At 33.6% G+C, this 13,004-nt stretch carries 11 protein-coding genes and 2 pseudogenes; 7 read left to right on the forward strand and 6 right to left on the reverse strand.

All coding sequences use genetic code 11. The annotated features are described in order from the left end of the window. Positions 1-282 precede the first annotated feature (282 nt). The 4 genes from ACZZ95_RS05235 to recA all read left to right on the forward strand — a co-directional run bounded on the left by ACZZ95_RS05235 (position 283) and on the right by recA (position 3,601). Positions 283-1,431, forward strand: coding sequence for a DNA polymerase III subunit (locus ACZZ95_RS05235; protein ID WP_463468288.1), 1,149 nt, complete (start codon positions 283-285; stop codon positions 1,429-1,431). Positions 1,432-1,438: 7 nt separating this feature from the next. Next, on the forward strand, positions 1,439-1,822 hold the full coding sequence (locus tag ACZZ95_RS05240; protein ID WP_463468289.1) for a DoxX family protein: 384 nt from the start codon (positions 1,439-1,441) through the stop codon (positions 1,820-1,822). 101 nt (positions 1,823-1,923) lie between these two features. Continuing rightward, positions 1,924-2,433: an acyl-CoA thioesterase gene (locus ACZZ95_RS05245; protein WP_095952872.1), complete on the forward strand. Its 510-nt coding sequence runs from the start codon at positions 1,924-1,926 to the stop codon at positions 2,431-2,433. A gap of 160 nt (positions 2,434-2,593) precedes the next feature. Beyond that, on the forward strand, positions 2,594-3,601 hold the full coding sequence (gene recA, locus ACZZ95_RS05250; RefSeq protein ID WP_463468290.1) for a recombinase RecA: 1,008 nt from the start codon (positions 2,594-2,596) through the stop codon (positions 3,599-3,601). Between the two features lie 545 nt (positions 3,602-4,146). Here the strand turns inward: recA and ACZZ95_RS05255 are convergent. Both ACZZ95_RS05255 and ACZZ95_RS05260 read right to left on the reverse strand, forming a co-directional pair. Beyond that, on the reverse strand, positions 4,147-4,896 hold the full coding sequence (locus ACZZ95_RS05255; RefSeq protein WP_463468291.1) for a lysophospholipid acyltransferase family protein: 750 nt from the start codon (positions 4,894-4,896) through the stop codon (positions 4,147-4,149). 240 nt (positions 4,897-5,136) lie between these two features. Then, a complete protein-coding gene (locus ACZZ95_RS05260; protein ID WP_463468292.1) occupies positions 5,137-5,430 on the reverse strand; it encodes a GxxExxY protein in 294 nt (97 codons plus the stop codon). A 260-nt stretch (positions 5,431-5,690) separates the two neighbouring features. Here ACZZ95_RS05260 and trpS point away from each other — a divergent pair. Next, a pseudogene (trpS, locus tag ACZZ95_RS05265) lies at positions 5,691-6,668 on the forward strand (tryptophan--tRNA ligase). Positions 6,669-6,932: 264 nt separating this feature from the next. Here trpS and dprA read toward each other — a convergent pair. Beyond that, positions 6,933-8,033 carry a DNA-processing protein DprA gene (dprA, locus tag ACZZ95_RS05270; RefSeq protein WP_463468293.1) on the reverse strand — a complete coding sequence of 367 codons (1,101 nt, stop codon included), beginning with the start codon at positions 8,031-8,033 and terminating at the stop codon, positions 6,933-6,935. Positions 8,034-8,270: 237 nt separating this feature from the next. On the opposite strand from dprA, the gene ACZZ95_RS05275 reads away from it, so the two are divergent. Both ACZZ95_RS05275 and ACZZ95_RS05280 read left to right on the forward strand, forming a co-directional pair. Next, positions 8,271-9,242 carry an HU domain-containing protein gene (locus ACZZ95_RS05275; RefSeq protein ID WP_463468294.1) on the forward strand — a complete coding sequence of 324 codons (972 nt, stop codon included), beginning with the start codon at positions 8,271-8,273 and terminating at the stop codon, positions 9,240-9,242. Positions 9,243-9,364: 122 nt separating this feature from the next. Beyond that, positions 9,365-9,805: a hypothetical protein gene (locus ACZZ95_RS05280; protein WP_463468295.1), complete on the forward strand. Its 441-nt coding sequence runs from the start codon at positions 9,365-9,367 to the stop codon at positions 9,803-9,805. A gap of 44 nt (positions 9,806-9,849) precedes the next feature. On the opposite strand, the gene ACZZ95_RS05285 is transcribed toward ACZZ95_RS05280, so the two are convergent. The 3 genes and pseudogenes from ACZZ95_RS05285 to ACZZ95_RS05295 all read right to left on the reverse strand — a co-directional run bounded on the left by ACZZ95_RS05285 (position 9,850) and on the right by ACZZ95_RS05295 (position 12,965). Beyond that, the gene (locus tag ACZZ95_RS05285; RefSeq protein ID WP_463468296.1) at positions 9,850-10,110 is read right to left on the reverse strand and encodes a hypothetical protein; all 261 of its coding nucleotides are present in this window, start codon (positions 10,108-10,110) and stop codon (positions 9,850-9,852) included. Between the two features lie 74 nt (positions 10,111-10,184). Next, complete coding sequence (locus ACZZ95_RS05290; protein WP_463468297.1) at positions 10,185-10,559, reverse strand: hypothetical protein; 375 nt, start codon at positions 10,557-10,559, stop codon at positions 10,185-10,187. Positions 10,560-10,686: 127 nt separating this feature from the next. Further along, positions 10,687-12,965 (reverse strand): annotated as a pseudogene (locus ACZZ95_RS05295) (helix-turn-helix domain-containing protein). Between the last annotated feature and the right edge of the window lie 39 nt (positions 12,966-13,004).

The raw sequence follows: 13,004 nt of genomic DNA on the forward strand, positions 1-13,004 counted from the left end.
TGTTAAAATTGTTAAAACCAAAACAGTAAGATAATCGCTATAAACCAGTCAAATTCCTTCTTTTAAATAATAAAAAAAAACTTACGTTTATCGATTTTTGAAAAAAAATATTAACAAAAAAATCTTCATATCTGCTCAGGTTGAGTCATTTATTAACAAAATTATGTCGAAAGTGAGCCTTAATAAAATACAAAAAATCTCGATACAATTTTAAAATTAAGACCTCAAAATAATCTTATCTGTAAAATTTTTGACTACATCATTTTCTTCTATCTTTGCTCCATGCAATTTTCTCAAATTTTAGGTCAAGATTACATCAAAAGCCACTTGATAAAAAGTGTCGCTTCTGGTAGAATTCCTCATGCGCAATTATTCATTGGTCCAGAAGGAAGCGGTACATTAATCACTGCCATTGCCTATGCCCAGTACATTTTATGCAGTAATACAGGCGATGAAAACTCAAACGGAAACGATTCCTGTAATCTGAAGTTTGACAACATTTCGCATCCCGATCTGCATTTTATTTATCCAACTGTTACGACCGAAGATGTTAGGACAAAACCCAAAAGTTTAGATTTTATCCAAGACTGGCGTAGTTTTATTCAGGAAATGCCATATGGCGGTTTATTCGATTGGTATAAAATTCTGGGTGTTCAAAACAAACAGGGAGAAATTCGTGTCGAGGATGCACAGGAAGTTTTAAAATCGCTTGCGCTGAAATCATACGAAGGCGGTTATAAAATCATGATTATCTGGATGGCAGATAAAATGAATATCGCGACATCAAATAAACTTTTAAAACTTTTAGAAGAACCTTCAGATAAAACCATGTTTATTCTGATTTCTGAAAATGAAGAAGATATTATTCAAACCATACGCTCTCGCTGTCAGGTAATTCACTTTAACGGACTTCCAGAAAAAGTAATAGCCGAAGCTTTGGTTGCCCAAGAAAATATAGATCCCAACACCGCTAAAAAAATTGCTCATCAGGCGCAGGGAAATTTTAGCAAAGCTTTGCATTTATTAAAACAAGATGATGATGAACTTCCGTTTGAACAATGGTTTGTCAATTGGGTTCGAGTCGCTTTTAGGGCAAAAGGAAATGCGTACGCAATTCAGGATTTGATTTCCTGGAGTGAGCAAATCGCGGCGCTCGGACGCGAAAGCCAGAAAAAATTTATCCAGTATTGTATCGAAATGTTCAGGCAGGCTTTAATGTTAAATTATCAGGCACCGAGTTTGGTTTACATTGAACCAAAAGTGGATAAATTTAAATTGGAGAATTTTGCGCCGTTTGTAAACGGAAATAACATTCATGAAATATTCAAAGAACTTTCAGACGCTATGTATCATATTGAAAGAAACGGAAATGCAAAAATAATTCTAACCGATTTATCGATTAAATTAACTCGTTTAATTCATAAAAAATAAATATCAAATGAATAATGTTGCCTCAATTTTAATTTTAGCTTTTTTGGCTTTAACTTTTTTACAATCAGGTTACGAAAAAATTTTTTATTGGAAAGATAATGTCGCTTGGCTGAAAGAACATTTTGCTAAAACACCGCTAAAAAATCAAGTCCCGCTTGCTCTTTTACACTTACTGATTTTAGAATTAATTTCAGGAATTTTATGTGTTGTTGGAGGAATTCAATTATTAACATCGAAAGGAAGAGAATTTGGTTTTTACGGAGCAATTTTTTCATGCATCTGTTTGTTAATGATGCTTTTCGGGCAAAGACTTGCCAAAGATTATGATGGCGCGAGAACCATCGTTATATATTTTATACCGGCTGTAATAGCTGTATACTGGTTGAATTAAAACAACCTGCAATTTTAAAAAACGTTAGCCACAGATTTCACCGGTTTTCTTAATCCTTAATCAGTTCAATCTATGGCAAAAATAAATTTTACATTAAAAAAATGAATCCAAAACATCCTTCAGACTCATTAACTATTTTAACTGATTTAGTTTTACCGAGCGAAACAAATCCTTTAAACAATTTATTTGGCGGCGAATTATTAGCCCGAATGGACCGTGCGGCAAGTATTGCGGCGCGCAGACATTCACGCCGAATTGTAGTTACCGCTTCTGTAAATCACGTAGCTTTTAACAGAGCCATTCCCCTTGGAGCCGTAGTAACAATAGAAGCAAAGGTTTCTAGATCTTTTAAAAGTTCTATGGAAGTTTTTATTGATGTTTGGGTAGAAGACCGTGAATCTGGAAGCAAAACCAAAGCCAACGAAGCTATTTATACTTTTGTTGCAGTGGACGACAGCGGAAGACCTGTTGAAGTGCCGCCTATTGTACCAGAAACCGATCTAGAAATTCAACGTTTTGAAGCCGCACTTCGCCGTAAACAATTGAGTTTACTACTGGCTGGAAAAATAAAACCATCTGACGCTACAGAGTTAAAGGCTTTATTTTTGTAGTACAATTTGTGACAATTTGGAACAATTTGCGAGCAGTGAAACTTCAAAAAAAAGAAGTATTTTTACCAAAATTATAAGCCTCTTAAATAAAAATCAGGAAGTTATTTACTTTTTTTTGATTTTGTTGAAAGAAAAAATAACAATTTAGACATTTAAAAAGATGAGTTCAGACAAAGAAGCCAAATTAAAAGCATTACAGCTTACGCTTGACAAACTTGATAAAACCTACGGAAAAGGAACCGTAATGAAAATGGGCGACAAAGCCATTGTGGAGGTAGAAACGATTTCTTCAGGTTCACTTGGCGTTGATTTAGCTCTTGGAGTAAATGGTTATCCAAAAGGAAGAATTATTGAAATATACGGTCCAGAATCTTCTGGAAAAACTACTTTGACGCTTCACGCAATTGCAGAAGCTCAAAAAGCTGGAGGTATTGTCGCCTTTATCGATGCGGAACATGCTTTTGATAGAAATTATGCTGAAAAATTAGGCGTTGATATCGAGAATTTAATTATCTCTCAGCCAGACAATGGAGAACAAGCTTTAGAAATTGCCGAAAACTTAATTCGTTCTGGAGCAATTGATATTGTGGTAATTGACTCTGTTGCGGCGTTAACTCCAAAAAGTGAAATTGAAGGTGAAATGGGAGATTCTAAAATGGGTCTTCATGCACGTTTAATGTCTCAGGCTTTGAGAAAACTTACTGGAACTATCAGCAAAACAAATTGTACTGTTTTCTTTATCAACCAGCTTCGTGAAAAAATTGGTGTAATGTTCGGAAATCCTGAAACTACAACTGGAGGTAACGCATTAAAATTCTATGCTTCTGTACGTTTAGATATTCGTCGTTCTGCTCAAATTAAAGATGGAGAAAACGTAATTGGTAACAGAACTAAAGTGAAAATCGTTAAAAATAAAGTTGCACCGCCTTTTAGAACTGCAGAATTTGACATTATGTATGGAGAGGGAGTTTCTAAAACAGGTGAAATTTTAGATTTAGCTGTAGAATTTGATATCGTTAAAAAAGCAGGATCTTGGTTCAGCTATGGTGACACAAAATTAGGTCAAGGCCGTGATGCTGTAAAATCTTTAATTAAAGATAATCCAGAACTTGCTGACGAACTGGAAGTTAAAATCAAACAACATATTAAAGATTTGGCAAATGCTTAATCTAATATAAAGTCAAAAAAGACTTATTTAAATCCCGATAGAAACAAAATCTATCGGGATTTTTTTTATTTCGAAATAAAAATAAAATTTCACGCAACCTTTTTGACAAAAGTACATCTATTAAAAAAAGCAGGGTTGCCAAATTGATAGGCCATATATCAATTTGAGGCTTTTAAATTTACATTGGTTGGTTATTTGAACAGAAATCCGTTAGTTTTTCATGCTAACGGATTTTTTATCAAACTTTTTTTACTTTTTTTTCGGATTCGACGCAACCTTTTTTATTTCGTCGCATCTATAATAATGTGACGTTAACTTGAGTTATTATTATAAGCTCTTTATTATCAACCATTAATATTTTTGACCATGAAAGAAAAAATGGAATTGTTGTACAATAAAAACCGAAGAAAAACCAAATTGAAATTTAGAAAAGTATTACGTTTTATTTCAGAGAAGATAATTCACAGATAACTTTTGAATAAAAAATGGGGGTTTTTAATTCAAAACAAAAGCCGATAGATTTTTAGATCTATCGGCTTTTATTTTTATTTTTTTGATTTCTGAAAATCAATTAATCCGTTATAAATTACATTTCTAACCTGATCTTTAAGTTCTTTCCTGTTATCAATCGTCAAATTTTGTGTTTCTATAAAAGGCAGAACTCGAACGCGCATTCTGCCGGGACTTCCGCTTAAAAAAGTATACGAAAAGCGCTGTTTGTTATCGGCAAAAACTATTGGAACAATCGGAATCTGGTGATCTATTGCAAGTCTAAAAGCACCGTCTTTAAATTCGTCTAATAAAATACTTTCGTCATCAGGAACACCGCCTTCTGGAAAAATACAAATACTCAGACCTTGATTTAATCGGCTTTGAGCTCTTTTGAAAACTTCATTCTTACTTCTTGAAGAACTTCTGTCCACCAAAATACAGGTTCTTTTATAGAAAAATCCGAAAAGTGGAATCTTCACCAATTCTTTCTTTCCAACAAAAACAAACGGATTCTTAATTAAAGCCAGCATCAGCATAATATCTGTCATTGAGGTGTGATTGGCCACAATCATATAACTTTTACCTTTAATGAGCTTCTGCTCGCGTTTTACGGTGTAGTAAAACCCCATTCCATAAAGAATAAATTTTGCCCAAATACGAGCCATTTTAAAGAAATATGGATAACCTTTCTCTGAGATAATCGAAATCAGTAAAAACGGCAAGATAATCAAAATCGGAATGGCCATTAAAATGTAAAACCAAATACGCCATAAAACCCAAAAAGCAATTTTAAATATTTTCATAGTTTCAAAAGTAAGAAAAGAGAAGTGAATTTTATAAAGATTTTCATTTTCCTAAGTTTATTACTTTTTAACGCAGAGCGCGCAAAGGATTTTCGCAAAGGAAAGAAGTTTTATTTCTTTTAGAGATTGCTTGGCAATAAGTTCGCAAAGCTTTATTTATAAATTATTTACAACTCTTCTAATACCATTTTTTAAAAGACTTTCATTGAAATTTATCAATAAGCCAAGTTTAAAATTTCCTCATTTCAAATAGGTTAATGTTTGTGCCAAATGATTAACGGTAAGCGATTCTACACTTTTTATCTCGATTAGAAATTTGTTTTCCACAAGCAAATCAATGCGGTACCCACAATCCAGCTTAACTTCTTCAAAAACTAATGGCAAAGATTTCTCTTTCTCAACAAGAAGTCCGCGTTGTTTAATTTTATAAAATAAACATTCTTTATACACATTCTCTAATAAACCCGGTCCAAGTTTTTTATGAATTTCAATAGCTAATCCAATTACAATATTTGATATTTCGTTTTCTGTCATAATCTAAAAAAATCAAAATTATAAATATTTTCTTATAATTCAAGTGAAAGATTTTTTATAAGATTACTTTATAGAAGACAAAGCTTAGTGAACTTATTGCAAAGCAACCTCAAAGAAATAAAACTTCTTTCCTTTGCGAAAACCCTTTGCGTGCTCTGCGTTAAAATGACTCACAAAAAAACAAAACATTGCGATAAACCTTTGCACACTTTGCGGTTAAAAAAAACATCACGACATTTGCAATTAAGAAAAAATCTAGAATGGCAAAAATACTTACGGGTGTTCAAAGTACAGGAACACCGCATTTAGGAAATTTATTAGGAGCAATTATTCCAGCGATCGAATTATCAAATAATCCGGCGAACGAATCTTATTTGTTTATTGCTGATTTGCATTCGATTACTCAGATTAAAGACGGAAAAACTTTAAGAGAAAACACCTACAGCACGGTCAGCGGCTTGGCTGGCATGTGGTTTGAATCCTGAAAAAGTAACGTTTTACAGACAATCGGATGTGGTGCAGACTACAGAATTGACTTGGTATTTGAGTCGCTTTTTTCCGTTCCAAAGATTGACTTTAGCACATTCTTTTAAAGATAAGGCCGATCGTTTAGACGACGTAAACGCTGGACTTTTTACTTACCCAATGTTAATGGTCGCAGATATTTTATTGTATGACGCTGAATTTGTTCCCGTTGGAAAAGATCAGTCTGCAAGCATTTAGAAATTACCCGTGATGTTGCTTCTCGTTTCAACCACCAAATGGGTGAAACGTTTGTAATTCCTGAAGCAAAAATTCAAGAAAACATTATGCTGATTCCTGGAACAAACGGAGGTAAAATGAGTAAATCTGCCAATAATATTATCAATATTTTCTTGGATGACAAAGCATTACGCAAACAAGTAATGAGTATTGAAACGGACAGCACACCTCTTGAAGATCCAAAAAATCCTGATACCTGCAACGCATTTGCTATTTATTCTCTGCTAGGAAATGAAGCGCAGATTGCCGAAATGAGAGCAAATTATTTAGGCGGAAATTATGGTTATGGCCACGCCAAACAAGCTTTGTTTGAATTGATTACAGAAAGATTTAAAACTGAAAGAGAGAAATACAATTACTACATCAACAACCTTGAAGAGGTAGATGCGCTATTGAAAAAAGGTGCCGCAAAAGCTTCTGTTATAGCTGATGGTGTTTTAGCAAAAGTTCGAGAAGTTTTAGGATTTGGTAAATAAGTGTAAATCCCAAAAGATTTAATAAATAAAAAACGTTGAAATGGTATCAAAACCTTTCAACGTTTTTTTATGAATCATATTTTTTGTAACTTCATGTTTATTAATCTTTTAAAACAATAAAAAAGATGAATAAATATATTGAAAACTATGATGCTCCTCCGTACTTGTTCCCGATTCTGAATATCATTTTTGGACTACTGCTCATTTTTATTCTGTACAAATTATACAAACATTTTAAAAATAAATAGTGACAGATTTTCTGCGTTAAATTACCTCAAAAAGTTTTCCAGGAAGTGACCTAATAATGCCTTTGAGTTCCATATTTATGAGAATTCCAGACATTTTGTAAATTGGAAAATCACATTTAACCGCTATTGTATCCAGTAATTCCTTTCCATTTTTTAGAAGAAAATCATAGATTTTTTGTTCATCAACATCCAATTCGATAAAAAGCTGTTTCTGAATGCTTTTAGGTTTTTCTTTAATATCCCAATTCAGCATATAAACCAAATCGGTCGCGTCTGTTAATACATTTGCTTTCTGAGTCTTAATCAAATTATTACAGCCTTGACTGTATTTATCGGTAATTCGTCCAGGCACTGCAAATACATCTCGGTTATATTCGTTTGCCATATTGGCTGTTATCAGTGAACCTCCTTTATCTGCAGATTCAATGACAATTGTTGCTTCTGTCATGCCGGCCACGATTCGGTTTCGCCGCACGAATTTCTCTTTATCTGGATTCGAATCACTCCAAAATTCCGTTATAAAACCGCCATTCTCCTCCATCCGCGCCATATATTTTTTATGCGTTCTTGGATAAATCTGATTTAAACCATGCGCCAAAACTCCAATAGTCTGCAGGTTATGATCCATCGCGGCTTGATGTGCGACTATATCAACTCCATAGGCAAATCCGCTTACAATTACAGGATCTAAGGGAGCAAGATCTTCGATTAGTTTACGGCAGAATTCCGCACCATAAGATGTTATCTGACGCGTTCCCACAATACTAATTATTTTCTTGCTTTTAAAATCGATATTTCCAGCTGTAAATATTAAAATTGGCGCATCAATACAATGCTTAAGTCTTTCCGGGTACGTTTCATCCTGAAAAAAAGAAATCTGAATATCATTCTTTTTTATAAATTCTAGTTCTCGTTCTGCCTTTTCAAAAATGCTTTTATCTTTTAAATTTTTTAATAAGACCGTTCCAATACCATCAACCGCGACCAATTGATTATTTTTTGCCGTAAATATAGCCTGAGCATTTCCAAAAGAAGTGAGCAGTTTTTTTCCCATTATATCTCCCACTCCATCAACCTTTAACAAAGCCAGCAAATAAAATAATTCTTGATCTGTCATTTTATAAAACATTATGTAAAATAGAAAAAACTATTTTACTTTTTTTGAAGCACAAAGATCATTAAAACAAAGTAATTTCTTAATAATATTTATAATTAAAATGAATTCGAATTTATAAATCAGCACAAACATTGAGCTAAATATTTGAAAACGAATTGTCTAAAAATAATTCCGAATTGTTAATAAAAATTGTGAATAAAATTTTGATAACTATAAGCGATGCATAACTTTGTTACTATGAAAATCGAAGTATATATCTCGCAGTTATTGTATCGTTATCAGTGTGTAACGGTTCCAGGGTTTGGTGCATTTTTAACAGAAATTCATTCGGCGCGACTAAATGAAAGCACTAATTCGTTTTTTCCTCCAAAAAAAACCATTTCATTCAACAGCCGTTTGAAAAACAACGACGGTTTACTTGCAAATCATATCGCTCAGGCAGAAAAAACATCTTATGGTTTTGCTGTTAGCGCTATTGCGTTTGAGGTTTTGAACTGGAAAAAAACTTTAGAAGAAAATGAAGTAATCCTTTTAAAAAATATTGGAGAATTACGCTTGAACTCTGAAAGCAATATCATTTTCACACCAAACGATCAGACTAATTATTTGTCAACTTCTTTTGGATTAAGTCCGTTTGTTTCTCCGATGGTGAAAAAAGAAGCTTTCGAGAAAAAAATCGAAAAGATCGCGACGAAAGAAAAAGAAGCTGTTTTATTATATGAAAATGAAGAACAAACTAAATCTTCAAATCCGTTTTTAAGATACGCCGCAATTCTAGTTTTAGGACTTGGAATTACAGGAAGTATTGGTTATCCTTTGTACCAAAACCAAATTGATAATCAAACACTTTTGGTAGAAAAATCAGTTCAGAAAAAAGTAGAAAACAAAATTCAAGAAGCTACGTTTTTTATCAAAAGCCCTCTTCCGGCAGTAACGCTTTCTGTAGATTCTGCGAAAGTTGAAATTGCTGAACCAACAATGCCGTATCATATTATGGCTGGTGCTTTTAGAAGTGAACAAAATGCAAAAAAAGCTTATAACCAATTAATCAAAGATGGTTTTAATGCTAGAATGCTGAAAGAAAACAAACACGGCTTATTCCCTGTTTTGTACGGAAGTTATTCAACAATGAGAGAGGCTGAACAAGCTCAAAAAGAAATCCAAAAAGGCGAAAATCCACAAGCTTGGATTCTGGTCGAAAACTTATAAAACTTCAAAATCCTGTTCTTTCGAACGGGATTTTTTTTGTCCTATTCTGTTATTTTAAAAAATTTCACTGGTAATCTTTGAGGATCACTTCGAATAAATTCGTTCCATTAAATTTAAACAAAATGGATAAAATCTTCAAAACACTAGTAATCTTGTTATTACTTAATTCACAGTCTTTTTTTGCACAGCAGATTCAAACCAATAACGCACAGGAATTGGAGTTGAAAAATGCGGATGCTCAAACTCAAAAACTGCTAAAAGAAAATCATAAAATATTGGATGATAAAATTGAGCAGTTGAAAAAAGAACAGAAAGAATGGGAAACCAAAAAGAAAAATCTTTCTAAATCTGAAAACAATTTAAAAGCAACCAAGGAAAAAATCAGCAAACTTGAACTTGCAAACCAAAAAATCGAAAACAAAATAACAACCACTGTTGTTTCTGATGAAGAGATTCAAAAACAAAAAATTAAGACAAAGGAAAATGATGTCAATATCCAGAAACTGAAATTGACTCAAATTACTCAGGAAAAAGAGCTTGAAAAAGTGATGTCAGCTATTTAATAAAAAAAGCCTAATTCGTTCTGAATTAGGTTTTTTTAGTGTGTTTATCGTGAAACAATCTTCGCATTTTGAGAAAGAATTTTTTTCCCCGCTTGATATATAATTAACGCCGCAGGCGCCGAATTTTTTTCGCCCAAAACGATAAAGTGGCATTCATATCGAAAATCACCTTTCTTAAATTCGTAGTGATGATTTCCACCTGTACCGTCGGCATAAAAAATACCGTTCTCTATTATTAAATCTGGAGTATCGGTCATTTTCTTTTTGATCGACCAAGATGCATATCGAAATTTATCATTTCCCAAATCATCAATTCTAATTCTGAACTTTGAAGTTTCAAGAATCGCAACAGGTTCTTTAAAATCTGAAATTGCGCCGTTTACACTTTTTTCTCCGAAGCTATCAGCGAATTTTTTAATTTTTCTTCTGCTTTTGACTGGTAATTTACTGCCGTAATTTTTCCATCGGTATCAATCCACAAATCGCCTTGATTGAGCATTATGCCGCGCCAGCCCATTTCTGACCAATCTTTTGCGGGATTCGATTTGGTAATTTTTTCAATTAAAACTGCATCAAAAATTTGATTGTATCTCTTTACAAAATCTGCTTTATTTTTTACCGCAGGAATTGGAACCTCTCTCTTTAACGGAAATTTTACGCGATTTGAAACTGCCGTTTTATTGCCATTTTTTACTTCCAAAATAAATTTCGAAATCATTTTTTGATATTCTGGTTTCAGATCTTGAGCCTTCATACTGAAACTGCAAAAGATCAAAAAAACTAAAAAAAATCGAACTATTTTCATATCCAAAATAATTTAATGCGTTAGGAATCAATTTTTTGAAAAACGAAAATGATGTTTCACGTGGGACGTTCAAAAATTAATTTATACTGGCTTTGAACATTTTTAATTCATCCCAGGTAAATTCATCTCCATGTTTTTCTTTCAAACCGCTTAGAGATTCTTCCTGATAAAATTGAAATGCTTCTCGCAAAGCCAAAATTTTATCATACGGCAAAACTTCGTTAATATCAATTTTCTTTGCTTGAATAAGTCTTATCAAATGTCCTTCAATAGTTTGAACATTCAATTTACGCATTCTTGCGATATCTTCGACAGAATTTTTCTCCAGCCATAAATCGTGCGTTTCTTCAACTGTGGTTTTTTTAGCCGTTTTAAGCTCACTTTTCTCCGCTTTAGTCGCTTTGTACCGAACAACGGGTTCTTCTGTTCTAAAAATGTCTGTATTTGTTATTTTAAGCTCTTCTCGAATCCTTTCTGCTTTGTTGGTTTTATAATTTCTAATTAATGGCGACGATAATTTTTCTTTAGAAATTGCCTCACCAGAAACTACAACTTCAAGCAGTAACTTTGCTTTTAGTAAACGCAAAACCGCTTTTGTCTGCAGATCTTCTAAAAAATTAAGCTCTTCATAAAACTCTTTTACTTTTTTAAATTTCTGTATTTCAGCCATTTTATAAATTAAATCATCGACCAATTTATCCATTGGTTTGAAAAAATAATCGTAGGTCGCCTCTACTCTTTCTTTCACAAAAAATAAATCGACAGTTTCTTTATTGAAAATTTTATTCAGCTGAATGATAAATTTCAGCGAAGGCTCTAAAAGCTGTTCGATTATTTCCAAACGTTTATGCGCCCAAGCGGAATGTTTCGATTTTTCTGAACCGGCCGCATTTTCGTTATAACTAAAACGATGGTTTCGCCATTCTTGCGCCAATTCGGTCCAATTGAAACTGTTTACCAAATAGTTATGAATAAAATTCTTGGTTTCAAAATGAAGAGAGTTTTTTAAAACTTCTTCAGTCGCTTTATTCAAAGCATAATCCATTACATCTTGGTCGTTGGAAATGCCATTCATCTGCATCGGAGAAAGCAAAATAAGACCGTTTAACGAACGTAAACGCGAAAGTGCTACATACGCCTGTCCAGGCAGAAAAACTTGCGATACATCGAGCGCGACTTTGTCAAAAGTTAAACCCTGACTTTTATGCACCGTAATCGCCCAAGCCAATTTGATTGGATAATGTGCGAAGGTTCCCAAAACCTCTTCTTCGATTTCTTTAGTTTGTTCATTGACTTTGTAGCGGATATTTTTCCATTCGTACTTCTCTACTTCGAGTGTAATATTCTCCTCCGGAAAATGAACAAAAATTTCTTCATCAGAAAGAGATTTGATTACACCCATTTTTCCGTTGAAATATCTCTTCTCAAATGATAAGTCATTCTTAACGAACATGATCTGAGCGCCAATCTTCAATTTCAATTCTTCTTCTACAGGAAATATCTTTTCAGGGAAATCGCCAACTACAAAAGGTGTATACAAATATTCTTTTCCGTCTAAATCATTGATTGACTGATAGTTAATTGAATCCGCTTTAGCATTATGCGTTGTAAGCGTTATGTAGCCTTTATTCTCTTTGAAATCGAAATCAGGCTTAACGTATTGATTTAGAACAGCAATGTCCTGTGGTGTGATCTGATTATTACGCAGATTATTCAAAACCGAAATAAAAGTGTCATCCGTTTGTCTGTAGATTTTAGACAATTCAATATAAATAGGCGGGTTGAGTTGCAAGACATGAGAATGAAAAAAGAATTTCCCTTTGTAGTAATTTCTCAAAGTACGCCACTCTTCATCTCGAATTACGGGAGGCAATTGCAGTAAATCTCCAATAAACAGAACCTGCACGCCCCCGAAAGCCTGGCTGTTTCTGCGGACAGACTGCATCATGAAATCGACCGCATCCAGCAAATCCCCACGAAGCATACTTACTTCATCAATAATCAGCAGTTCCATATTGCGAATCACATTTCGCTTGACGTTGTTCATTTTGAAATGACGTCGAAGTGATTCTTTATTTTCAAACTTCACTGTTTCTGTAAATTGTGCACTCCCTTCGTAAGACGGGATAAATGCCGAAAAAGGAAGCTGAAACATAGAATGAATCGTTACGCCGCCAGCATTTAAAGCGGCAATTCCAGTTGGCGCTACGACTACTGTGTTTTTGTGAGTCGTAGCTATGATTTCGCGCAAAAGCGTAGTTTTTCCTGTTCCTGCTTTACCCGTCAGGAATATGGATTTTTGAGTCTGATTAATGAATTGCAAGGTGTAAGTCATGCTTCTGAAACGTTTTGCATTGGGCTTGTATTAAAAAAGAAAATTACCGCATTTTTATA

It is taken from the genome of Flavobacterium sp. AC267 (assembly GCF_979258715.1).

What these genes read in the sequence shown, in the direction of transcription:
- ACZZ95_RS05235 (WP_463468288.1), top strand. Translation starts at nt 283, where the DNA reads ATGCAATTTTCTCAAATTTTAGGTCAAGATTACATCAAAAGCCACTTG.
- ACZZ95_RS05255 (WP_463468291.1), bottom strand. Translation starts at nt 4,896, where the DNA reads ATGAAAATATTTAAAATTGCTTTTTGGGTTTTATGGCGTATTTGGTTT.
- ACZZ95_RS05245 (WP_095952872.1), top strand. Translation starts at nt 1,924, where the DNA reads ATGAATCCAAAACATCCTTCAGACTCATTAACTATTTTAACTGATTTA.
- ACZZ95_RS05280 (WP_463468295.1), top strand. Translation starts at nt 9,365, where the DNA reads ATGGATAAAATCTTCAAAACACTAGTAATCTTGTTATTACTTAATTCA.
- dprA (WP_463468293.1), bottom strand. Translation starts at nt 8,033, where the DNA reads ATGACAGATCAAGAATTATTTTATTTGCTGGCTTTGTTAAAGGTTGAT.
- ACZZ95_RS05240 (WP_463468289.1), top strand. Translation starts at nt 1,439, where the DNA reads ATGAATAATGTTGCCTCAATTTTAATTTTAGCTTTTTTGGCTTTAACT.
- ACZZ95_RS05260 (WP_463468292.1), bottom strand. Translation starts at nt 5,430, where the DNA reads ATGACAGAAAACGAAATATCAAATATTGTAATTGGATTAGCTATTGAA.
- ACZZ95_RS05275 (WP_463468294.1), top strand. Translation starts at nt 8,271, where the DNA reads ATGAAAATCGAAGTATATATCTCGCAGTTATTGTATCGTTATCAGTGT.
- recA (WP_463468290.1), top strand. Translation starts at nt 2,594, where the DNA reads ATGAGTTCAGACAAAGAAGCCAAATTAAAAGCATTACAGCTTACGCTT.
- ACZZ95_RS05290 (WP_463468297.1), bottom strand. Translation starts at nt 10,559, where the DNA reads ATGAAGGCTCAAGATCTGAAACCAGAATATCAAAAAATGATTTCGAAA.